The 22712-nt window shown below is 59.1% G+C and carries 16 protein-coding genes; 9 read left to right on the top strand and 7 right to left on the bottom strand.

Going from position 1 to position 22712, the window contains the following annotated elements; genetic code table 11:
* Positions 1-2 precede the first annotated feature (2 nt).
* Positions 3-2975: a virulence factor SrfB gene (locus AC6I8V_RS09465; protein WP_497845604.1), complete on the top strand. Its 2973-nt coding sequence runs from the start codon at positions 3-5 to the stop codon at positions 2973-2975.
* Positions 2972-5335, top strand: a complete 2364-nt coding sequence (locus AC6I8V_RS09460) for a virulence factor SrfC family protein (RefSeq protein WP_497845603.1) — start codon at positions 2972-2974, stop codon at positions 5333-5335. The genes AC6I8V_RS09465 and AC6I8V_RS09460 overlap by 4 nt, the downstream gene beginning before the upstream one ends.
* Here the strand turns inward: AC6I8V_RS09460 and AC6I8V_RS09455 are convergent.
* From AC6I8V_RS09455 to AC6I8V_RS09445, 3 genes are all read right to left on the bottom strand, one after another.
* On the bottom strand, positions 5332-5595 hold the full coding sequence (locus tag AC6I8V_RS09455; protein ID WP_497845807.1) for a barstar family protein: 264 nt from the start codon (positions 5593-5595) through the stop codon (positions 5332-5334). The two genes, AC6I8V_RS09460 and AC6I8V_RS09455, sit on opposite strands and share 4 nt — an antisense overlap.
* Before the next feature lie 2 nt (positions 5596-5597).
* Complete coding sequence (locus AC6I8V_RS09450) at positions 5598-6029, bottom strand: ribonuclease domain-containing protein (RefSeq protein ID WP_497845602.1); 432 nt, start codon at positions 6027-6029, stop codon at positions 5598-5600.
* 87 nt (positions 6030-6116) lie between these two features.
* Positions 6117-6464 (bottom strand): helix-turn-helix domain-containing protein, encoded by a 348-nt coding sequence (locus tag AC6I8V_RS09445; RefSeq protein WP_497845601.1) that lies wholly within the window; start codon positions 6462-6464, stop codon positions 6117-6119.
* 299 nt (positions 6465-6763) lie between these two features.
* On the opposite strand from AC6I8V_RS09445, the gene AC6I8V_RS09440 reads away from it, so the two are divergent.
* Positions 6764-7918, top strand: a complete 1155-nt coding sequence (locus AC6I8V_RS09440) for an efflux RND transporter periplasmic adaptor subunit (RefSeq protein ID WP_497845600.1) — start codon at positions 6764-6766, stop codon at positions 7916-7918.
* Positions 7919-7936: 18 nt separating this feature from the next.
* Positions 7937-11089: a multidrug efflux RND transporter permease subunit OqxB gene (gene oqxB / locus AC6I8V_RS09435; RefSeq protein WP_497845599.1), complete on the top strand. Its 3153-nt coding sequence runs from the start codon at positions 7937-7939 to the stop codon at positions 11087-11089.
* A gap of 155 nt (positions 11090-11244) precedes the next feature.
* Here the strand turns inward: oqxB and AC6I8V_RS09430 are convergent, their stop codons facing one another.
* Together AC6I8V_RS09430 and AC6I8V_RS09425 are read right to left on the bottom strand one after the other, a co-directional pair.
* Entirely contained in the window at positions 11245-11730 is a 486-nt protein-coding gene (locus AC6I8V_RS09430; RefSeq protein ID WP_497845598.1) for an RrF2 family transcriptional regulator, read from the bottom strand.
* A gap of 160 nt (positions 11731-11890) precedes the next feature.
* On the bottom strand, positions 11891-13090 hold the full coding sequence (locus AC6I8V_RS09425; RefSeq protein WP_497845597.1) for an MFS transporter: 1200 nt from the start codon (positions 13088-13090) through the stop codon (positions 11891-11893).
* Positions 13091-13306: 216 nt separating this feature from the next.
* On the opposite strand from AC6I8V_RS09425, the gene tus reads away from it, so the two are divergent.
* Complete coding sequence (gene tus, locus AC6I8V_RS09420; RefSeq protein ID WP_497845596.1) at positions 13307-14236, top strand: DNA replication terminus site-binding protein; 930 nt, start codon at positions 13307-13309, stop codon at positions 14234-14236.
* Between the two features lie 58 nt (positions 14237-14294).
* Here the strand turns inward: tus and fumC are convergent, their stop codons facing one another.
* Positions 14295-15692, bottom strand: coding sequence for a class II fumarate hydratase (gene fumC, locus AC6I8V_RS09415; RefSeq protein WP_497845594.1), 1398 nt, complete (start codon positions 15690-15692; stop codon positions 14295-14297).
* Between the two features lie 197 nt (positions 15693-15889).
* Here fumC and manA point away from each other — a divergent pair, with 197 nt between their 5' ends.
* Together manA and AC6I8V_RS09405 are read left to right on the top strand one after the other, a co-directional pair.
* Positions 15890-17065 carry a mannose-6-phosphate isomerase gene (gene manA / locus AC6I8V_RS09410; RefSeq protein WP_497845806.1) on the top strand — a complete coding sequence of 392 codons (1176 nt, stop codon included), beginning with the start codon at positions 15890-15892 and terminating at the stop codon, positions 17063-17065.
* 130 nt (positions 17066-17195) lie between these two features.
* Positions 17196-18695, top strand: coding sequence for a YdgA family protein (locus tag AC6I8V_RS09405; protein WP_497845593.1), 1500 nt, complete (start codon positions 17196-17198; stop codon positions 18693-18695).
* Between the two features lie 47 nt (positions 18696-18742).
* Here AC6I8V_RS09405 and malI read toward each other — a convergent pair whose 3' ends face one another.
* A complete protein-coding gene (gene malI / locus AC6I8V_RS09400) occupies positions 18743-19771 on the bottom strand; it encodes a Mal regulon transcriptional regulator MalI (protein WP_497845592.1) in 1029 nt (342 codons plus the stop codon).
* 176 nt (positions 19772-19947) lie between these two features.
* Here malI and malX point away from each other — a divergent pair, with 176 nt between their 5' ends.
* Both malX and AC6I8V_RS09390 read left to right on the top strand, forming a co-directional pair.
* Positions 19948-21534 (top strand): maltose/glucose-specific PTS transporter subunit IIBC, encoded by a 1587-nt coding sequence (gene malX, locus AC6I8V_RS09395; protein WP_497845591.1) that lies wholly within the window; start codon positions 19948-19950, stop codon positions 21532-21534.
* A gap of 2 nt (positions 21535-21536) precedes the next feature.
* Positions 21537-22712, top strand: coding sequence for a MalY/PatB family protein (locus tag AC6I8V_RS09390; RefSeq protein WP_497845590.1), 1176 nt, complete (start codon positions 21537-21539; stop codon positions 22710-22712).

The raw sequence follows: 22712 nt of genomic DNA, 5'->3' as shown, positions 1-22712 counted from the left end.
CCATGTTGGCTCCCCTCATCGATGACAAACAAAAAATCACGCTGATTGAAGATAGCGGTGTGCAGTTTCTTGATTTTGGCCTGCGCCTGCCTGCGTTGCAGGCGCGGCGTCAGTTCGTGCGCCAGACGGCGAACGGCCCGTTGCTGCGCCTTAACGTTGACGGCAACAGCGGCAAATTTTTGCTTTACCCGGAAGATGGCAGCGCGCCCGAAGTGGTGCGCCCGGAATCGGACATCGCGCTGGCCGACTCGCTGACGCTGCTGGCGCAGCAGTGGCTGCCGCTGCCGGTGCTGCGTTGCACCAGCGGCCGTCGTTTTATCGGCGGCCCGGAAAACTGGGCGCGTCTGCGCCTTGCGCCGCTGACACAGCCGGATGCGGCTGGCAATACCCACCGCATCACCCTCGCCTTCGATACCCGCCTGGTGGCGGAGAACGACGGCGGTGAGCAGCTCGGCCTGAGCAAAGCCGACGCGCAAAACGGCGTCAGTTTCGCCCTTGCCTGGCACAACTACGAACTGGGTGGTTTTCTCGATCTCACCTGGGTGGACGGCTGGCTGCGTGAAACCTTCAGCCAGCAGGTGATGGCGCTGGAATCCCGTCGCGAGCAGGAGCTGAACCAGGCGCTGCGCGAGTTCGAATATCAGGCGCACTATCTCAATCTGCTGGAGCTGCTGGGTGAACAGCTTGATCTGGCTGAAATCACCATTCAGGCGGCTTCACCGCAAACGCCAGCGGTGAATGTCGATATTATTCTGGACGTCGGCAACTCGCACACCTGCGGCATTCTGGTGGAAGACCACGCCGAGGAGAGCAACGGCCTGCGTCAGACCTACGAACTGCAACTGCGCGATTTATCGGAACCGCATCAGGTTTATAACGAACTGTTCGACAGCCGCCTCGAGTTCGCCGAACCGCGTTTCGGCAAAGCCAATTTCTCGCTGGAGAGCGGACGCGAAAGCGCCTTTATGTGGCCATCGCTGACCCGCGTCGGCCGCGAGGCCAGCCGCCTGGCGCTGTTGCGCGCCGGAACCGAAGGCAGCACCGGCCTCTCCAGCCCACGCCGTTATCTGTGGGATGAAGCGCGTTATCAGCCCGGCTGGCGGTTCAATGCCAACGGCAGCGGTGAGGAACCGCAGGCCACGGCGCTGCCCTTTACCCTGCTGCTGAATGATGAAGGCCAGCCGCTGCACGCGCTGGCCGTGGACGATCGTCTGCCGGTGTTCTCCGCCAGCTACAGCCGCAGCTCGCTGATGACCTTTATGCTGTGCGAGCTGCTGGCGCAGGCAATGATGCAGATGAACAGCGTGGCGCAGCGCCAGCGGATGCCGCAAAGCCAGGCGCCACGTCAGCTGCGCCATGTGATCCTGACACTGCCGTCGGCGATGCCAAAGCCGGAACGCGAAATCTTTCGCCGTCGGATGCAGGAAGCGATCGCCCTGGTGTGGAAAGCCGAAGGCTGGCACCCGGCGGAAGAGGAGTTCAGCGCGGAAAGTCAGGCCAGAAGCCTGCGCCCGGTGCCGGATGTGCAGATGGAGTGGGATGAAGCCACCTGCGGCCAGATGGTGTGGCTGTTCAACGAAACTCAGGTCAATTTTGCCGGTCGCGCGGAGGATTTCTTCAGCAGCATGGCGCGCCCGGATCGCCCGCGTGAAGCCGATGAGCTGCCGGGCAAAAGCCTGCGCATCGCCTCGATTGATATCGGCGGCGGCACCACCGACCTCGCCATTACCCAATATCGTCTCGACGACGGCCAGGGCAACAACGTCAAAATCACCCCGCGCCTGCTGTTCCGCGAAGGCTTTAAGGTGGCCGGGGATGACATCCTGCTCGACGTGATCCAGCTGTGGATCCTGCCCGCGTTGCAGCAAAGTTTACAGAAAGCGGGCCTGCTGCTGCCCGAGTCGCTGATGAACAAATTGTTCGGCCACGACAGCCGCATGGATGGCCAGGCCACCCTACGTCAGCAGGTGACGCTGCAACTGTTTATCCCGCTGGCGCAGGCGGTGCTGGAACGCTATGAAAGCTGGGACCCGCTCGACAGCCACAGCGAAATCAACGCGCTGTTTGGCGAACTGGTGCCGCAGAAACCGGGCAGCGCGGTGCTGGCCTTCGTCAACGGCGAAATCCAGCGCACCCTCGGCGGCGACAGCCGTTTTGATCTGCTGGACGTGCCGCTGGTGGTGAGCCTGGCGCAGCTGCATGGCGAGTTCCTGCAACACCGGATGGCGATCATTCCGGCGCTGCGCGCCATGTGTGAAGTGGTGTCGCTGTATCAGTGCGATGTGCTGCTGCTGACCGGACGCCCGTCGCGCTTCCCCGGCATCCAGGCGCTGGTGCGCCATCTGCAACCGCTGCCGGGCAGCCGCATTTTGTCGCTGGAGGGCTACCACACCAGCGACTGGTATCCGTTCAACAAACAGGGACGCATCGATAACCCGAAATCGACCGCCGCGGTCGGCGCGATGCTGTGTCTGCTGGCGCTGGATCTGCGTCTCAGCAGCTTCTGGTTCCGCGCCGGAGATTTTGAACCTTACTCAACCATTCGCTACCTTGGCGTGCTGGATGAAAACCAGGCGCTGAGCGATGACAACCTGTGCTACAGCGAGATCGACCTCGACAGCCATGCCTTCGCGCTGGATCGTAAAAGCAGCTTCCGCATTCGCGGCAATGTCTGTCTGGGCTTCCGTCAACTGGAAAACGACCGCTGGCCTGCCTCGCCGCTCTACAGCCTGAGCATCACCGACCCTCAGCTGGCGCGCAAAGTGGCAGGTGAAAGCGTGTTGCGCATCAAGCTGGCCGTGCAACCTGGCCCGGACAACGCGGGGCCGGAGCGGCTGGTGCTGAGCGATGCGCGCCTCGATGACGGCAGCCGCGTCCCACTGGAACAACTGAGCCTGAAACTGAATACGCTTTCCGCCACGGGCAATGCGAATGCGCAATACTGGATTGATAGCGGGAGCGTCTGCAAAAAATGAGAACCGGTAAAAAACAGCCGCAGGCCACGCTGGCTAAACGCCTCGGTCTGCTACAGGAAACCCTTGATGGCGCCCTGACCTGGGTGGAAAACCAGCGCGCGCACTCGCCACGTCTGACCATGGAAGGCGATACCCTGAGCCTGCAACTGCGCCGCGCCCGTGTGGAGAGTCACGCGCTGGCGCGCCAGCTGGCACGGCCGGTGACGCTGGCGTTGTTTGGTCAGTCACAGGCGGGCAAAGCCTGGCTGCTGAGTGAAATGGTCGGCGATGCGCAGGGTCAGCTGATGGCCCGCCTCGGCGACAAAACCCTGAACTATTTTCAGCATATCAACCCTGGCAACCTCGATTTCGCCATCGCTACCCGTTTCAGCCACCAGCGTGATACCCAGTCCAACGCCTGGCCGCTGGAGATGACGCTGCTGAGCGAAGTGGAGCTGATTCGTCTGATGCTGGCCTGCGCCACCACCGACGCTCAGCCGGATACCACCGCGATCGACAGCGCCCTGCAACGTCTGCAACGCCATCGCCAGAGCGAGGTGCAGCCGGGGCTGGAGAGCGATGCGCTGGTGACGCTGTGGGCGTGGAGCCGTCGTCACCACCGCCACGCCGAGGTGCTGGATCGTCACTTCTGGCCGCAGGCGATTACCCTCGCGCCCTGGCTGAATGTCGATGATCGCGTGCAGCTGTTCGCCCTGCTGTGGCCGGGACAGGCGGCGCTGAGCGAAAGCCTGCGCAGCCTGATGCATCTGCGTCATCAGCTGCGCCACGCGCCGCGCGTGCTGGCACCGCTCAGCCTGCTGGTGGATGATGCCTCGCTGCCCGCCGAGAAGCTGATCGCCAGCGATGCCGACCTGCTGGAGATGATTGAAGTGTGCCCGATTGTCGCCAACCGCATCGGCAAAGCGCAGCCGGTGCCGCTCGGTCTGCTGGCGTTGCTGACGCTGGAAATTACCATTCCTCTCAGCTCCACGCCGCGCCAGGCCCTGTATGACGAAGCCGATATGCTGGAGCTGCCCGCACCGGGCACCCCGGCCGATCGCGCGCAGCTTGACGATCGTCAACGCCTGCAAAGCCGTGATGCGCTGCGCGCCCTGCTGCTGGAGCAGAAACGCGCGCTGCTGCCGGGCTGGTTCGCTGCCCGGCAGGATGTCGATCTGCTGCTGATCTGTACCGCCGCCAGCCAGCGTCAGGATGCCGATCTGGCCAGCCAGGCGCTGCGTGAGTGGCATTTGCATCAGCCGGTGCCCGCCAGCGGCGAGAAACCGCGGCTGATCTGGGCCATCACCCCGTACGATGCGCGGCATCAGCAGATTAACGTGGATGAAGCGGTGCAACGCCAGATTGGTCAGCCCGGCCAAAGCTGGGGGTCAATGCTGGCGCTGGATCGCGCCGGAGTCGATCGTATGGGCAGCTGGTTGCAGGATGAAATGCAGCCGGAAGCGCGCCGCGATCGCCTTGCGTTGCAGCTGAGTACGCTGCAACAAACGCTGGTTGAACGTCTGCAACCCTGGACCGAAGCCAGCGCAACCCCGGAACAGGCGGCGCGCAAGCAAACCATCGCCGATACCCTGCTGAAGTGCCTGCAACACCGGACCGGCCTGCACGGCGAACTGCTGGAGCGTTTGCAGCCGTCGCGCGAAGCGGTGCGTCAGCTGTGGCTCAGCCAGAGCAACGGCAGCAGCCAGCATCAGGCGCAAGCCGCCACGGCCGAGCAAAGCTATTTCGGCATTGGTTTTGAGTTTGATCTGTTTAAAGACGAGCCGGTGGCGGCCAGCGAACCGCGCGCCAGCGGCGGCCAGCGCGATCAGCAGTTTCCGCAGCAGGTGTTCGCTCTGTGGCTGGATCATCTGCGTCAGCTGCCGGAGAGCCGCAGCCTGCTGGCGCTGCTCAACGTCGATAAACCCACGCTGGAGCTGCTGGTGGAGGAGTTAATCACCGCCAGTTTCCGCCATAAGATGCTGAGCACCTTACAGGCGGCGCTCAACGAGCCGGATGCCCAGGCCAGCGCCCACGAGGCGCGTACCGATCGTCAGGTTTCCCGTGCGATGACGGTGCTGGGGGATTTTGTCGCCTGGCTGGGCTTTTTGCAGCGTCCGGAGAGCGAACGACCGGCAAGCCGCGTCAATCGCGGTCAGCCGATCTTCTCTCGCCCGCCCGCGCCGAGCGTCAGTTTCTCATCGGGTCAGCGTCTGACGCGTCTCTCTGCCGCACCCGCCAACCATACCGCGTATTACATCTACGACTGGCTGGTGGGGCTGAACAGCGTGATTATCGAAAACAACGGCTACACCGGGGGTGGCGATCTGCCTGCCAGCGCCCGCCAGACGCTGGCGTTTATGTTGTTACCGCTGCACGCTTAATGCAGAACCAGGCACAGCTCGCCATTCAGCTGTGCCGCCGCCTCTTCCAGCAACGCCAGCACCGGTGCGAACTCCGGGCTGGTCTTATCCAGATGGTGCAGGTGCAGGGTGGCGGGCAGCGCCATGCCGCCGGTCAGCCAGTCCCATAACGCATCCAGATTGTTGCCAAACGCAAACGGGCAATGGCTCTGCTCGGTCAGCGCGTGGTAAAACGCCTGGCGGTTAGGCAGTTGGTGAAAATCAAAGGTCAGCGTCAGCATCATCAGGGTACCGGCTTAAAGCTGCGATAGTGATCGGTGGTGAGAAAAATCAGGCCATCTGAAGAGTAAAGCAGACGATCGGCGTCGCGGTGGCCGCAATCGTAATTCACATCGGCTTCATACCATTGCCGTCCGGCCTGCTGCGGCAGTCGCTGCTCGCGGTTGCCGAAATGATCGCCGCCAATCGCCCTGCCGGGCAGCACATCACACAGATTGCCTTTGGCGGGATTCCAGCCCTGCCGACGCGCTTCACTTTTGGTGAGATAGAGATCGGGCAGGCGGTGATGCTGTTGCAGCCAGCGGGCGACCGTTTCGGCATCGGTTAACTGCGCGATATTGCTATGGGTGTTGGGTGCTGCGGAGAAATGCGGTTTCAGCCCGGCCCAGCTGGCGACCAGTGCGATGAATAATCCAATCCAGAGTTTCTTTGACATAGTGACTTCCTGACATTCAGGAGGCCGATAATAGCAGGCTTTTGCGGCAGGAAAAACGCGGGCCAGCAACGCTGGCCCTGGCGGAGTTTACTGCATAACGCTCGGCTGGTGCGACGCATGACGACGCCATGCGCCGGGTGCGACACCGTACTGGCGTTTAAAGCTGCGGTTGAATGACTGCTGCGAGTCAAAGCCGAGCGAAATCGCCACGTTGAGGATCGGTTCATTGGTGGTGGTCAGCCGGTCTGCCGATTTTTTCAGTTTTTTCGCCCGAATGTACTCACCCAGCGGATAGCCGGTGTGCTCTTTGAACATCCGTTGCAGGTGCCACTTCGAATAGCCGGCGCGCCCCGCTACGGTGTCCAGATCCAGACGTGCTTCAATGTTGTTATCAATCCAGTCGATCAGATCGTGAATAAATGCGTCGCTCATCATCCCATTCTCTCCCGTCGCCGTGGCGATCAGTATCAGTATCTGTTGCAGTTACACTTTAAGGGTGACTGACTATGACATTTAATGCAAGTCATATTATTGCATTAAATGCCGCACTTCGCGTAGGGGCTTTCCCCTGCGTGATCCGTCGCGATGAAAACCGCACATAAAGTGTATCAGATATTCTTGCAGATGCAGTTTGCACGAGCCTACACTCATCGCGTTTTAATGCAATCATTAAAGTTGCAGATTATTCGTACAAGACCTTTCTTATTTTTTTTGACCAACGCGGAATAACTACAATGCATCTGCAGACATATGGGGTTCGTCGGGGCGTAAGCCTGTCAGGAATGGTGCTGCTGGGAAGCCTGCTGGCCGGTTGTGATAGCGGTGTGGCAAAAAACGCCCCGCCGCCACCGCCCGAAGTGAGTGTGGCGCAGGTGGTACAACAGCAAGTCAACCAATGGGACAGTTTCAATGGCCGTGTCGAGGCGGTGCAGAGCGTGCAGCTGCGTCCGCGCGTATCGGGTTATATCGATCAGGTGAACTATCGCGAAGGCGATGAAGTGAAAAAAGGCCAGGTGTTGTTCACCATTGACGATCGTACCTATCGCGCAGCGCTGGAGCAGGCGCAGGCCGAACTGGCGCGCGCCCGCAGCCAGGCGGCGCTGGCACGCAGTGAATCGGCGCGTACCGAGAAGCTGATTGGCAGCCATCTGGTGTCGCAGGAGTCGTGGGAGGAGCGTCGTTCGGCGGCCAGTCAGGCGCAGGCGGATGTTCTGTCGGCTGTGGCGGCGGTGGATATGGCGCAGCTCAATCTCGACTTCACCCGCGTTACCGCGCCGATTGATGGTCGCGCCAGCCGCGCCATGATCACCACCGGTAACCTGGTGACCGCCGGGGACAGCGCCAGCGTGCTGACCACGCTGGTGTCGCAGGATCGCGTCTATGTCTACTTCGACGTCGATGAAGCCACTTACCTGCACTATCAGGCGATGGCGCGTCAGGGGCAGAACCGCGGCGCGCTGCCGGTGGAGATCGGTCTGACCGGCGAAGCGGGTTATCCGCATGTCGGCAAAGTGGATTTTCTCGATAACCAGCTCACCGCCAGCACCGGCACCATCCGTATGCGCGCCACGCTGGATAATCAGCAACGTCAGTTCACGCCAGGCCTGTTTGCCCGTGTGCGCCTGCCGGGGAGCGCGCAGTTCGCCGCCTTGCTGGTTGACGATAAAGCGGTGCTCACCGACCAGGATCGTAAATACGTTTACGTGGTGGATGCTGGCGGCAAAGCCCAGCGCCGCGATATCCAGCCGGGCGAGATGGCCAATGGCCTGCGCATTGTGCAGGAAGGTCTGAAACCTGGCGACAAGGTGATCGTTAACGGCTTGCAGAAAGTATTTATGCCCGGGATGCCGGTCACCGCGCAGCCGGTTGCGATGCGCTCAGCCCAATAATAATCGAGACTGCCTGCTATGGATTTTTCACGCTTTTTTATCGACCGGCCGATTTTCGCGGCTGTGCTGTCGATTCTGATATTTGTTACCGGGCTGATCGCCATTCCGCTGCTGCCGATCAGTGAATATCCCGACGTGGTGCCGCCAAGCGTGCAGGTGCGCGCAGAGTATCCCGGCGCCAACCCCAAAGTGATTGCCGACTCGGTGGCGACGCCGCTGGAAGAGGCGATCAACGGGGTGGAAAATATGATGTATATGAAGTCAGTCGCCGGTTCCGATGGCGTACTGGTCACCACCGTGACCTTCCGTCCGGGCACCGATCCCGATCAGGCGCAGGTTCAGGTGCAGAACCGCGTGGCACAGGCTGAAGCGCGTTTGCCGGATGCGGTGCGCCAGCTCGGCCTCACCACGCAGAAGCAGTCGCCTACCCTGACGCTGGTGGTACACCTGTTCTCGCCGCACGGGAAGTATGACTCGCTCTATCTGCGTAACTACGCCACCCTGAAGGTGAAAGATGAGCTGGCGCGCCTGCCGGGCGTCGGTCAGATTCAAATCTTCGGTGCCGGTGAGTACGCGATGCGCGTGTGGCTCGATCCGAACAAGGTGGCGGCGCGTGGCATGACCGCGTCAGACGTGGTGAATGCCATGCAGGAGCAGAACGTGCAGGTCTCTGCCGGGCAGCTCGGTGCCGAGCCGCTGAAGAAAGAGAGCGATTTCCTGCTCTCCATCAATACCCAGGGGCGGCTGGAGAGCGAGCAACAGTTCGGCGATATCATCCTGAAAACCGCCGATGACGGCACGCTGGTGCGCCTGCGCGATGTGGCGCGCATTGAGATGGGGTCCGGCAGTTATGCGCTGCGTTCGCAGCTGAATAACAAAGATGCCGTCGGTATCGGTATCTTCCAGGCACCGGGCGCTAACGCGATCGATCTCTCCAATGCGGTTCGCGCCAAAATGAAAGAGCTGGCTACCCGTTTCCCGGACGATGTGCAGTGGGCCGCGCCTTACGATCCGACCGTGTTCGTGCGGGATTCGATCAAAGCCGTGGTGCAGACGCTGATGGAAGCGATTGTGCTGGTGGTGCTGGTGGTGATTCTGTTCCTGCAAACCTGGCGTGCTTCGATCATTCCGTTGCTGGCGGTGCCGGTTTCGGTGGTTGGTACCTTTAGCGTGCTGTATTTGCTCGGATTTTCACTCAATACGCTCAGCCTGTTTGGGCTGGTGCTCGCCATCGGCATTGTGGTGGATGACGCCATCGTGGTGGTGGAGAACGTCGAGCGTAATATCGAGCAGGGTTTGTCGCCCACCGCGGCCGCGCATCAGGCGATGCGGGAAGTCTCCGGACCGATTATCGCCATCGCGCTGGTGTTATGCGCCGTATTCGTGCCGATGGCGTTTCTCTCCGGCGTGACCGGTCAGTTCTACAAACAGTTCGCGGTGACTATCGCCATCTCAACAGTGATTTCAGCCATTAACTCGCTGACGCTCTCCCCGGCGCTGGCGGCGAAACTGCTTAAGTCCCATCATGCGCCGAAAGATCTCCCTTCGCGCTTGATCGATCGCCTGCTGGGCTGGCTGTTCCGTCCGTTTAACCGCCTGTTCCACCGCAGCGCGGAAGGCTATCAGTCGCTGGTGGGGAAAACCCTGCGTCGTCGCGGGGCGGTATTTGCCGTGTATGTGCTGCTGCTGGCCGGAGCCGGATGGATGTTCCATACCGTGCCGGGCGGATTTATTCCCACCCAGGACAAGCTGTACCTGATTGGCGGCGTGAAAATGCCGGAAGGTTCTTCGCTGGCGCGTACCGATGAAGTGATTCGTAAGATGAGCGAGATCGGCATGAGCACCGAAGGGGTCGATTATGCGGTCGCCTTCCCCGGCCTGAATGCGTTGCAGTTCACCAATACGCCGAATACCGGCACGGTGTTCTTCGGCCTGAAGCCGTTTGACCAGCGTAAACGCAGCGCCGCGGAAATTAACGCCGAGCTGAACGCCAAAATCAGCAAAATCCAGTCAGGCTTCGGTTTCTCGATTATGCCGCCGCCGATTCTGGGGCTGGGTCAAGGCTCCGGTTATTCGCTTTACGTGCAGGATCGTGCGGGTCTTGGCTATGGCGAACTGCAAACCGCGATTAACACCCTTTCCGGGGCGGTGATGCAGACGCCAGGCATGATGTTCCCAATCTCCTCGTATCAGGCCAACGTGCCGCAGCTGGATGTGCAGGTCGATCGGGATAAAGCCAAAGCGCAGGGCGTGTCGCTGACCGATTTGTTCAGCACCTTGCAGATTTACCTTGGCTCCTCTTATGTAAATGATTTCAATAAGTTTGGCCGTACCTGGCGCGTCATGGCGCAGGCCGACGGGGATTTCCGCGATAGCGTGCAGGATATTTCCAACCTGCGTACCCGCAACGATCGTGGCGAGATGGTGCCGATTGGCAGCATGGTGAAGATCACCACCACCTATGGCCCGGACCCGGTTATCCGCTATAACGGCTATCCGGCGGCGGACCTGATTGGTGATGCCGACCCGCGCGTACTCTCTTCAGCGCAGGCGATGACCAAACTGGAGGCGATGGCAAATCAGGTGCTGCCGAACGGGATGAATATCGAATGGACCGACCTGAGTTACCAGCAGTCAACGCAGGGCAACGCGGCGTTTATCGTCTTCCCGGTATCGGTACTGCTGGCATTCCTGGTACTGGCGGCGCTGTACGAAAGCTGGACGCTGCCGCTGGCGGTGATTCTGATTGTGCCGGTGACGATGCTGTCGGCGCTGGTCGGCGTGTGGCTGACTGGCGGTGATAACAACGTGTTTGTTCAGGTGGGTCTGGTGGTGTTGATGGGGCTGGCCTGTAAAAACGCCATTCTGATCGTCGAATTTGCCCGCGAGCTGGAGATGCAGGGTAAAGGGATTGTCGAAGCCGCGCTGGAAGCCTGTCGCCTGCGTCTGCGCCCGATTGTGATGACCTCCATCGCCTTTATCGCCGGGACTATCCCGCTGATTCTTGGTGAAGGTGCCGGTGCCGAAGTGCGCGGTGTCACCGGGATTACCGTGTTTTCCGGGATGCTGGGGGTGACACTGTTTGGCTTGTTCCTGACGCCGGTGTTTTACGTGACGCTGCGTAAGCTGGTGACGCGTAAACAGCCCGAAGGAGAATTGCAGACGGTGTGATTGATTGCCGTAGGTATTGACACAAAAATCCGGGCCTGGCGCCCGGATTTTTTATGCTCAGTGTGGTGCGTTCTGACGCCTTCATCCCGGCCTTCTCCCGCAAGCGGGAGAAGACGTTGTGCAATCAGTTGGGATGGTGCGGTTTGGCAGAAGAATTAGCGGGTTTTCTTGCAGAGATCGTCGATTTCGAGATCGGGCAGCGGTTCGCAGTTGCTGGTGTCACGTTTTTTCAGTTCAGCCAGCGCATCGGCCACGGTGCGTTTCTCCAGCACTTCAAGTGACGCCTGCTCGGCTTCGTCCGCAATCGATTTAAAATACCAGCACAGGTTGGCGCTGACCAGGCAACGCGGTGCGACATCCGGGCGTGATGCCCAAAGTTTTTTGTCTTCAATCACCGAGGTGTAAATATCGCGCAGGGTGATCTCGCCAGCCGGGCGACCCAGATGAATCGAGCCAGTACGGCCAAGCGTCGAGACGATGATGCCATCGCGGGTCAGCGGAACCATTAACTTCCGAATGAAACTGGGGTTCGCTTCAAGACCATAAGCCAGAATGGCGCTGGTCGAGCGTTTACCCAATTGCTCCGCCATCGCTACGCTCAAAACCATCTGCAAAGCTGTCGGGAAGCGGTAATCAAGCATTTCTTTAATCCTGAGTTGCGGTCTATCTTGTTGTTTTCATGCCGCGGCAGTGAGTAATCATTGAGCAATAAATATAACAAACACTGTTGCTTTTTAGAAGCAAGCGCCTGTGATCAAGGCACGTATTCATCATTTACTCAGACAGAAGCGCACAGGCTGCTTAGTTTATCACGCCCCGCTCCTGCTGCGGGCTGAGATGCGGCAATTTTTGCTTTAACACCATCACCAGCAGCACGTTGATCAACGCCAGAATGCACAGCAACCACAGGGTGGCGCTTGCGCCCAGATGCTGAAAAACATAACCGCCAATCAGCGGCGTCAGCGCCTGGCCAATCAACGCCGGACGCGCCATGCGCCCAACCACCACAGCGTAAGCCTCTGGTTTGACCATTACCAGCGGCAAAGTTCCCCGCACAATGGCACGTAACCCATTTCCTGCCCCGTAGAGCACCATGCTCAGCAGCGCCAACTGCGGGAAACAGGCCAGCAGCAGCAAGCCAATCGCCACCAGACCAACCGAGAAAAAGGTCGTCCAGATCGGATGACCGCGTTTGAAGGCGATATCAACGATGCGCGAACCGACCTGACATGGCCCGAGAATGGCGCTGATCGCCAGCGCAGATGTCAGCGAGTGACCGCTGGCCTGCAACAGGGTAATCAGCTGCACCGAAATGGCGGTCATAATCACCGAGGCCAGGGTAAAAATGCTGCACAGCAGCCAGAACAACCCCGGCGCCAGATCGCTTTTGCCCGCCGCTTTCGGCTGTTTTGCGCCTGCTGACTTCGCCAGGGCGGGCGGCAGAGCAGAGAAATAAGCGGGCAACACCGCCACACATAACAGCAACGCAATGGCAAAGCAGGCACCGCGCCAGTCCAGCCAGTGGATCAGCAACGCCGTCCCCGGCCACACCAGCGTGGTACAGAAGCCGGAAATCAGGGTGATGCCGGTGATGGCACCCCGCGCCTGACCGCCATACAGCGTACCGAGGTTGGCGAACAGCGCGTCATACAACCCCATCGCCATGCCAACGCCGATAATCACCCACGCGAACAGGAACAGCAGCAAACTGTGGCTGAAGCCCATGATCACCAGCCCGATAGCCATCACCACGCCACTCATCGCCAGCAATAGCCGACCATAAGCGCGGGAAATCAGCCGACCGCTAAGCGGCGCCAGCAACCCGGAGACCAGGATGCCGAGGGATAATGCGCCATACACCCACTGCTGCGACCAGCCGGTTTCGGCGACGATGGGATTTGCCATCACCGCCATCAAATAAAATGATCCACCCCAGGAGAGGATTTGTACCAGCCCGAGGGTAATAACGGCAGGAACGCCGGGCTTTGCGTAAAACTCCACGTATGATTGTTCCGTTAGCAGGCAAAGTGTTTGTTATAACACGTTCAACCATCGGGAAAAACGCTTCGGCCCTCCTGCCAGGCGGAATCATCGCTCCGCCATGGCAAACCTGCGGTGATTTTCGTCAATCTCTGAGTATGTTGTAATTATAAAGCGCACTTGCCAGCCCGCACATCTCCTGCCACATTTGGTATGTTGTAACTATGGAGAGATTTCATGGCCCACTACGATTTGATTTCTGACCTGCACGCCTGCGTCAACGCGCTGGAGCAGCATCTGGCTGCGTTACGCCAGCAGGTCGAGCAGCAACCCCTGTTGATTGCGCGCGTGTTCAGTTTGCCGGATATCGAAAAAGGCCATGAGCATGACCAGATTTCGCGCATTGCCGTCACCCAGCACCTCGGCGTAGCGGCACGCGAACTGGCGCTGGCCCACTACTGCCGGCTGTTTATGCAGCATCAGTCGGAGAAGCTCAGCACCAAAGCGGCGGTGCGGCTGCCGGGCGCCATCTGTATTGAAGCGGACGAGCAAACCCGCGCCGCAATCACGCAACGGGTGGCGGAGATTAACACCCTCAAGCAGCGGCTGGAGCAGCTGATCACCGTGGAATCCGGGCTGCCGAGTGAAGCGCGTTTCGAGTTTGTGCATCAGCATTTACGCGGCCTGATTACCCTGAATGCCTATCGCAACGTGACCCTGCTGGACTCCCCGGACAGCCTGCGTTTCGGCTGGGCCAACAAAAATATCATCAAGAATGTCACGCGTGACGAGATCATTGAGCAGCTGGAGCGCAGCCTGAAAGCGGGCCGCGCCCAGGCCCCCTGGACGCGTGAACAGTGGGCGGAAAAAGTGCAGCAGGAGCTGGCGGCGATACAGGATCTGCCGGTCAGCGCACGCCTGAAAATCAAACGACCGGTGAAAGTGCAGCCCGTGGCGCGCGTCTGGCGGGCCGATGAGAAGAAGCAAACCCAGCTCGCCTGCCCTTCGCCGATGCTGGTGCTCTGTCATGATCGCAGCCAGGTGCCGGTGCTGGGCGAGTTGCTGAATTATGATGCCGATAACGTCACGCATCGCTATAAACCGCAGGCCGAGCCGCTGCATTTGATCATCCCGCGGCTGCATTTATGGTGCGATCGTCTGGCATAAAAAAGGCCAGCAGCGCTGGCCTGATCATCGGTCGCCCTGGCTGGCGACCCTGCACAGCTTACTGCTTCATGCTGCCAACCATCTCTTCCGGGCGTACCCAGGCGTCAAACTGTTCGTCAGTCAGATAACCCAGTTTCAGCGCCGAGGCTTTCAGCGTCAGCCCTTCTTTATGGGCTTTCTTGGCGATTTCCGCCGCTTTGTCATAACCGATATGGGTGTTGAGCGCCGTCACCAGCATCAGCGATTCGTTCAGCAGTTGATCGATACGCTCACGGTTCGGCTCAATACCTACCGCGCAATGATGATTGAAGCTGTCCATGCCGTCCGCCAGCAGGCGGATGGATTGCAGGAAGTTGTGGATCACCATCGGACGATAAACGTTCAGCTCGAAATTGCCAGAGGCGCCGCCGAAATTCACCGCCACATCGTTGCCAAACACCTGGCAGGCGAGCATGGTCAGCGCTTCGCACTGCGTCGGGTTGACCTTGCCCGGCATGATCGAGCTGCCCGGCTCGTTTTCCGGGATCGACAGTTCGCCGATGCCGCAGCGTGGGCCGGATGACAACCAGCGTACGTCGTTGGCGATCTTCATCAATGAAGAGGCCAGACCTTTCAGCGCGCCATGCGCATGAACCAGCGCATCACAGGTTGCCAGCGCTTCAAATTTGTTCGGCGCGGTGATAAAGGGTTGCTGAGTGAGTTCCGCCAGCGCTTTGGCGACGCGCACTGCATATTCCGGGTGGGTGTTCAGGCCGGTGCCCACCGCGGTGCCACCGAGTGCCAGCTCCGCCAGATGCGGAATGCTGTGCTCGATATGTTTGAGGTTATGTTCCAGCATCGCCACCCAGCCGGAAATCTCCTGGCCGAGGGTCAGCGGCGTGGCGTCCTGCAAATGGGTACGGCCAATTTTGACGATGTCTTTAAAGGCTTCGGCTTTGTCGTTCAGCGTTTTTTTCAGTACGTGCAGTTGCGGAATCAGCTGCTCCCGCACGGCGATGACCGCGGCAACGTGCATGGCGGTGGGGAACACATCGTTGGAGCTTTGGCTTTTATTCACATCATCGTTCGGATGCACCAGACGTGACATACCACGCTCGCCGCCAAGAATTTCACTGGCACGGTTAGCCAGCACTTCATTCATATTCATATTGGTCTGCGTACCGGAGCCGGTCTGCCAGATCGCCAGCGGGAATTCATCGCTGTGCTTATCCGCCAGCACTTCGTCAGCAGCCTTCATTATCGCATCGGCACGTTCCGCCGGTAACAGGCCGAGATCGCGGTTAACCTGTGCAGCCGCGCGTTTGGTCAGCGCCAGCGCATGAACCAGCGCGACAGGCATTTTCTCGGTTGAGATGCGGAAATGCTCCAGTGAGCGCTGCGTTTGCGCGCCCCACAACTTATCTGCCGGTACTTCGATCGGTCCCATTGAATCTTTTTCAATGCGATTGGCTGCCATGACTACGTCTCCTTAACTCAGATTTGAGGTTTCCGCCCAGCGCCTCTTCCCGCGAGGACAATTGAGCGGGCAAGATTGTCACATACAAGAAATTAACATTATGCGAGCCGTTCGCGTTTATTGCACTTGCTGATGTATTTTCAATGGCACTTTCTGCTTTAATAGGCGGATAAACTTACCGTTATTAGGGGTAAATGATGCAAAAAATGAACAATTCGCTGCAAAATTACGCATGGGGCAGCAAAACTGCGCTGACCGACCTTTACGGCATCGCGAACCCCGAAGGGTTGCCAATGGCCGAACTCTGGATGGGCGCCCACCCTAAAAGTCCTTCGACGGTAGAAACAGCAGGCGAGCAACGTTCGCTGCGTGACCTGATCGACAGCGATAAAACCGCGATGCTGGGTGCGGCGGTGGAGAAACGCTTCGGCGAGCTGCCGTTTCTGTTTAAGGTGCTGTGCGCCGACCAGCCGCTATCGATTCAGGTACATCCCAGCAAAAGCGCGGCGGAAGCCGGTTTTGCGCGGGAAAACGCCGCTGGCATTCCTCTCAGCGCCGCCGAACGTAATTATAAAGACGCCAACCATAAGCCCGAGCTGGTGTACGCTCTGACGTCATTCCAGGCGATTAACGGTTTCCGCGAGCTGCATGAGATTGTTTCGCTGCTGGAACCCGTCGCCGGCGCCCATCCGCAAATTGCCCATTTTCTTGAACATGCCGATGAAGCCAATCTGGCAAAACTGTTCGCCACCCTGCTTTCGCTGAAAGATGATGCCAAATCGCTGGCGATTGGCGTGCTGAAATCCGCGCTGAACGCGCGTGAAGGTGAACCCTGGCAGACCATCAAAGCCATCGCCGCAGATTATCCGGACAACAACGGTCTGTTCTCACCGCTGCTGCTCAACGTGATTACCCTGCAACCGGGCGAAGCGATGTTTCTGTTCGCCGAGACGCCTCATGCTTACCTGAAGGGCGTGGCGCTGGAGGTAATGGCGAACTCCGATAACGTGCTGCGCGCCGGGCTGACGCCGAAATTTATCGATATTCCCGAACTGCTGGCGAACCTGAAATTCCAGGCCAGCCCTTTCGCCACGCTGCTGACGCAGCCGCAGCAACAGGGCGATACCCTGAGTTTCCCGATTCCGGTGGAGGACTTTGCTTTCGCCATTCATACCCTGCACCCGCAGCCGCAAACGCTGGCGCAGCAGAGCGCCGCCGTGCTGTTCTGCATTGAGGGTCAGGCGGTGATTGAGAAGTCCGGTCAGCAGCTGGTGCTGCAACCGGGTGAGTCATGTTTTATCGCCGCCAGTGAGTCGCCGGTGACGGCGGCCGGTACCGGTCGGCTGGCGCGGGTATTCAACGCGCTCCACTGAAGCGGCTGACGCCCGCAACGATAACTGCTATCATTTTCAAACTATTAATTTAAAACGCCTGCGGGCGTTTTTCTTCACCGTCGCGCACACGCCAGGCGCATGCGGACGCAAGGATAAGGACGACTCAGCGATGAAAAAGACCAAGGTTGCCGTAGGTGTGATTGTGGCCCTCGGGGTAATCTGGACCGGCGCCGCCTGGTTCACCGGTAAGCAACTGGAAAGCCATATGGATCAGCTGGTGCAGAACGCCAATGCCCAGCTCAATGCCTATGCGCCCAACAGCCGCCTGACGCTTAGCTATCAGGATTACCAGCGCGGCGTGTTTAGCAGCAAAGCCAAACTGGTGTTGCAGGCCAGTTCGCAGACGGTGGACAATCCGCTGCTGAAACCGGGTCAGAGCATCGTGCTGAACACCGTCATCGACCACGGCCCCTTCCCTTTTTCTCAGCTGAAACATGGCGTGCTGATCCCGAGCATGGCATCAGTGCACGGCGAACTTGAAAACACCGACGCGGTGAAAAAACTGTTCGAGCTGACCAACGGCAAATCGCTGGTGACCTCCGAAACCCGCATCGGCTACAGCGGCGCCACAGATACCGCCCTGACGCTGTTGCCTGCGGATTATCAGGACGCGCAGAATGGCGTGCGTCTGGCGACTAACGGCGGCACGCTGGACATCAGCGCCGATGAGAAAGGCGATAACGTCGCCTTACAGGGAGATTTCTCCAGCGTTGCTTTCGCCAGCAAGAATGAAGCGGATCAGCCGGTGCTGTTTACCCTTAACGGCCTGAAGGTGAGCGCGGATACCCACCTCAGCCCGGAAGGCGTGCGCGTTGGCGATCAAACCATTGCGCTGGATAAGGCCACTGCCAGCATCAGCGGTCAGGAAGGTCTGACGCTGGAAAAAATGAACGGCAAATCCTCGTTCGACAACAAAGACGGCAAGATTGGCGGCCAGATCGACTACCAGGTCGGCAATATCAGCCTGCAAAAACAGCCGTTTGGCTCCGCCAACGTGACGATAAAACTGGCGCAGTTTGATGCCCAGGCGGTGAAAGCCTTCTCCGATACCTACAATGCACAGATGCAGGATCTGCTGAATCAACCGGGCGTGATCGACGATCCGGTGCGTTACCAGGAGGGTGTGCATACCATTCTGGTGAATAACCTGCCGACGCTGCTGAAAGGCGCGCCGACCATCAGCATTGCGCCGCTGAGCTGGAAAAACGACAAAGGCGAAAGCACCTTCAACCTGAACGTTGGTTTCAACGATCCGGCAAGCGTGACCGGCGAAGTGCAGACCCTGAGCGCCGCGGTGGATCGCGTGCTGAAAACCCTTGATGGCAAACTGGTCATCAATATGCCGATGGCCACCGAAGTGATGCGCCATGTGGGTCTGGCTGAAGGTTATCAGAGCGATGACGCGCAGAAGCTGGCTGACCAGCAGGTGAAAGGCCTGGCGGCAATGGGCCAGATGTTCCGCCTGACGCAGCAGCAGGACAACAACATCACCACCAGCCTGCAATATGGCAACGGTCAGGTCACTATGAACGGCGACAAACTGACGCTCGACCAGTTCCTGTCACGTTATATGCTGGGCACCCCGACCAGCGAAGGGATGCCGGAGTAATTCGGTGGTTCGGTAACGAAAAAAGCGACCTTTTCCGGTCGCTTTTTTTATGTCCTGCCGCGCAGCAATTGTGGCGGTACGATCAACGTCTGCACCTCGCTGTCCGGCTGAGCCAGCCGCTGCAATATCCGCTGTCCGGCACGTCTTCCCACCTCACGCGCCCCGCTGCTGACAAAGGTCAACGCCGGATCGTACAGCTCGCGCTGCGGATCGTCATTAAATCCCACCAGCGCCAGTTGCTGAGTGTAATAACTGTCTGCCGCGCCTTCACCCAGCGTACGGCCGCTGTGCAGAGCGCCAAAATAGCAGCCAAGTGTAACTGTGGCGTTATGCGCCAGGATTGCGGTGATGCCCGGATGCTGACGTAGCAGGCGTGCGGTGATGTCGGCTACCCCTGGCTGGCGATCATCACATTCGATGATCCATTCCGGCCGGAACGGTAAACCGTATTGCAACAGCGTGGCGCAGTAGCCGCCGATACGCTCCGCACGCGTCAATGACGAACCGGAGCCACCAATCCACGCGATACGCTGATGCCCCTGACGAATCAAAAACTCGGTCGCCAGCCGCGCCGCCTGGCTGTTATCCGGACGCAATGAATCGATCTGATCAAGCGTGCTGGCCCGCGCCGCGCAAATCAATGCGATGCCCTGCTCCTGCGCCTGGGCCACCAGCGTCTCCGCCTGTAGGGGGGCGCCGCCCAGCACCACGCCATCCACGCCCTGCGCCAGCAACGAGGCAAAGCAGCGTTGCAGATGTTGCCCGTCGTGACCGTTTTGCGTCAGCACCAGCATTTTGCCGTGCTGCTCCAGCACCTCACTCAATCCCGCAGTCATCGCCGCATAAAACGGCTGGCTAAGGTCGCGCACGATCAGACCGATAACCCCGCTTTCGCCGCCGCGCAATGAGGCGGCCGAGCGATTACGGACGTAGCCGAGTTGCTCAATGGCCTGATGTACGCGCGCAATGGTGGCAGGGGAAATGCGGCCTTTACCAGACAGCACCAGCGAAACGGTGGTGACGGAGACCCCGGCCGCCTCAGCGACTTCATGGATGGTAATTTTCGGCTGCATCATTTCTTTTGTCATGGTGAATACGCGAGGAAGCAAAGAGGTAAAACGTTACACCGATTGACGCAAAAAGAAAGCGACGCATTAGTCATAGTTTGTGATTATTGCCTCAATATTGTTGGGTAAAACGTTTTATCATCCGCGCACTTTATGCAGATGATTACTTTTTGCCAGGAGAGATTATGTCCACCAGCCGAACAAAGATGTCGCTATGGGAGTTTTTTCAAAGTCTGGGTAAGACCTTTATGTTGCCGGTGGCGCTGCTGTCGTTTTGCGGCATTATGCTCGGTATTGGTAGCTCGCTCAGCAGCCATGATGTCCTGACGCTGATCCCGTTGCTGGACCAGCCGCTGCTGCAATATCTGTTTATCTGGATGGCAAAAATCGGCTCTTTTGCCTTCAGCTATCTGCCGGTGATGTTTGCCATCGCCATCCCACTCGGCATGGCGCGTGAGAACAAAGGCGTGGCCGCATTCGCCGGGTTCGTCGGTTATGCGGTGCTCAATCTCAGCATCAATTTCTGGCTGAATATTAACGGTATCCTGCCCACTACAGATGCTGCGGTGCTGAAAGCTAACAACGTTCAGACCATCCTCGGCATCCCGTCTATCGATACCGGTATTCTTGGCGCGGTAATCGTCGGCATTATTGTGTTCTGGCTGCACGAGCGATTTCACAATATCCGTCTGCCGGATGCGCTGGCGTTCTTCGGCGGCACGCGCTTTGTGCCAATCATTACCACCCTGGTGATGGGCGTGTTGGGGCTGGTGGTGCCGTTGATCTGGCCGTGGTTTGCCCGTGCTATCACCGGATTGGGCTGGATGATCAACAGCGCAGGCGAGTTCGGTCCGATGATGTTTGGCACCGGCGAACGCCTGCTGCTGCCATTCGGTCTGCAACATATTCTGGTGGCGATTATTCGCTTTACCGATGCCGGTGGCACCCTGGACGTGTGTGGCCATTCGGTCAGCGGTGCGCTAACTATCTTTCAGGCACAGCTGGCCTGTCCATCGACCCAGGGCTTTGCCGAGAGCGCCACGCGTTTCCTGTCGCAGGGTAAAATGCCTGCCTTCCTGGGCGGCCTGCCGGGGGCGGCGCTGGCGATGTACCACTGCGCCCGCCCGGAGAATCGCCATAAAATTAAAGGGCTGCTGATCTCCGGCGTGGTGGCCTGCGTGGTAGGCGGCACCACCGAACCCATTGAATTTCTGTTCCTGTTCGTTGCGCCAGTACTGTACGTGATCCACGCACTGCTCACCGGCCTCGGCTTTACCGTGATGGCGATACTGGGCGTCACCATCGGCAATACCGACGGTAACGTGATTGATTTTCTGGTGTTCGGCGTACTGCATGGCCTGTCAACCAAATGGTATTGGGTGCCGGTGATTGCCGCACTGTGGTTTGCCGGTTACTACAGCATCTTCCGTTTCGCCATTATGCGTTTCAACATCAAAACCCCCGGCCGCGAAGCTGACAACAGCCAGGTTGAGCAGCAGGTCAGCCGCGCAGGCGTGGGTAAATCGGGCTACAACACCCCCGCGATCCTGGCGGCGCTTGGCGGCGTACAGAACATCACATCGCTGGATAACTGTCTGACGCGTCTGCGTCTGACGGTGGCGGATATGAGCAAAGTCGATGATGCGGCGCTGAAGGCCAACGGCGCCATCGGCGTGGTGCACCTTAATCAGACCAGCATTCAGGTGGTGATTGGCCCGCAGGTGCAGTCGGTCAAAGATGAAATGGCCCAGCTGATGAGCGTGACGGTGTAACCATGCAGGACTTCAACTTTGACCTGCCGATCGACCGCCACGGCAGCTGGTGCACCCAGTGGGATTTTGTCGCCGACCGTTTCGGCGTACCCGATCTGTTGCCGTTCACCATCTCTGATATGGATTTCTCCACCGCGCCATGCGTCATTACTGCATTGCAGCAGCGGCTGGATCATGGCGTGTTCGGCTATAGCCGCTGGCAGCACGACGATTTTATCGGCGCGATTCAGCACTGGATGCGCAGCCGCTTCGCCAGCAATGTTGCCACCGAGGCTGTGGTCTACGGCCCGTCGGTGATCTATCTGGTGGCGCAGCTGTTGCGCCACTGGACACTGCCGGATGATGAAGTGCTGATCCATACCCCGGCGTATGATGCCTTTTATCACACCATCGGAAGCAATCAGCGCCGGGTACTGGCGCTGCCATTGCAACCGGACGGCGCACAGTGGCGTTGTGATATGTCACAGCTTGAGGCACGACTCGCCCGGCCACGCTGCAAAGTGATGCTGCTGTGCAGCCCCCATAACCCCACCGGTAAGGTGTGGCAGGCTGACGAGCTGCGCCAGATGGCCGCGCTCTGTGCAAAACACGGAGTGAAGGTGATCAGCGATGAGATCCATATGGATATGGTGTTGAGCGATGCGCGTCACCTGCCGTGGAGCGAAGTGGCACAATCGGGCTGGGCGCTGTTCACCTCTGCCTCGAAAAGCTTCAACATCCCGGCGCTGACCGGGGCCTGGGGTATCATCCCAGACGCCCATGATCGGCAGACGTGGTTCCGCGCGCTCAAGCAACAGGATGGCTTATCATCACCGGCGGTAATGGCGCTGACGGCCACCATTGCAGCTTACCGCGAAGGTGCCCCGTGGCTGGATGCGCTGCGCGGTTATCTTCGCGGCAATATGCAGCAGGTGGCACAACGGCTGAACGGCGCTTTCCCACAGCTGAACTGGCAGCCACCGGAGGCCACCTATCTGGCGTGGATCGACCTCAACCCTCTCGGTGTGGATGAGCAGCAGCTGCAACGACGGCTGATTGAGCAGCAGAAAGTCGCGATGATGCCCGGCTCTACATACGGCGAGGCCAGCCGCGGCTGGCTGCGGCTCAACGCCGGTTGTCCGCGCACCAAACTGGATGAAGGCCTCAACCGCCTGATTGCCGCGTTGCAATCGTGCTGA

The sequence above is a fragment of the Pantoea sp. X-Soil-TKNS-1207 genome (assembly GCF_059730485.1).
The sequence above is the reverse complement of the archived record's forward strand: the minus strand, read 5'-3'. Positions and strand labels throughout refer to the sequence as shown.

What these genes read in the sequence shown, in the direction of transcription:
- AC6I8V_RS09450 (WP_497845602.1), bottom strand. Translation starts at nt 6,029, where the DNA reads ATGTCAAAGAAACTCTGGATTGGATTATTCATCGCACTGGTCGCCAGC.
- tus (WP_497845596.1), top strand. Translation starts at nt 13,307, where the DNA reads ATGGCCCACTACGATTTGATTTCTGACCTGCACGCCTGCGTCAACGCG.
- AC6I8V_RS09445 (WP_497845601.1), bottom strand. Translation starts at nt 6,464, where the DNA reads ATGATGAGCGACGCATTTATTCACGATCTGATCGACTGGATTGATAAC.
- AC6I8V_RS09460 (WP_497845603.1), top strand. Translation starts at nt 2,972, where the DNA reads ATGAGAACCGGTAAAAAACAGCCGCAGGCCACGCTGGCTAAACGCCTC.
- AC6I8V_RS09465 (WP_497845604.1), top strand. Translation starts at nt 3, where the DNA reads ATGTTGGCTCCCCTCATCGATGACAAACAAAAAATCACGCTGATTGAA.
- malX (WP_497845591.1), top strand. Translation starts at nt 19,948, where the DNA reads ATGTCCACCAGCCGAACAAAGATGTCGCTATGGGAGTTTTTTCAAAGT.
- AC6I8V_RS09390 (WP_497845590.1), top strand. Translation starts at nt 21,537, where the DNA reads ATGCAGGACTTCAACTTTGACCTGCCGATCGACCGCCACGGCAGCTGG.
- fumC (WP_497845594.1), bottom strand. Translation starts at nt 15,692, where the DNA reads ATGGCAGCCAATCGCATTGAAAAAGATTCAATGGGACCGATCGAAGTA.
- AC6I8V_RS09440 (WP_497845600.1), top strand. Translation starts at nt 6,764, where the DNA reads ATGCATCTGCAGACATATGGGGTTCGTCGGGGCGTAAGCCTGTCAGGA.
- oqxB (WP_497845599.1), top strand. Translation starts at nt 7,937, where the DNA reads ATGGATTTTTCACGCTTTTTTATCGACCGGCCGATTTTCGCGGCTGTG.
- AC6I8V_RS09405 (WP_497845593.1), top strand. Translation starts at nt 17,196, where the DNA reads ATGAAAAAGACCAAGGTTGCCGTAGGTGTGATTGTGGCCCTCGGGGTA.
- AC6I8V_RS09455 (WP_497845807.1), bottom strand. Translation starts at nt 5,595, where the DNA reads ATGCTGACGCTGACCTTTGATTTTCACCAACTGCCTAACCGCCAGGCG.
- manA (WP_497845806.1), top strand. Translation starts at nt 15,890, where the DNA reads ATGCAAAAAATGAACAATTCGCTGCAAAATTACGCATGGGGCAGCAAA.
- AC6I8V_RS09430 (WP_497845598.1), bottom strand. Translation starts at nt 11,730, where the DNA reads ATGCTTGATTACCGCTTCCCGACAGCTTTGCAGATGGTTTTGAGCGTA.
- malI (WP_497845592.1), bottom strand. Translation starts at nt 19,771, where the DNA reads ATGATGCAGCCGAAAATTACCATCCATGAAGTCGCTGAGGCGGCCGGG.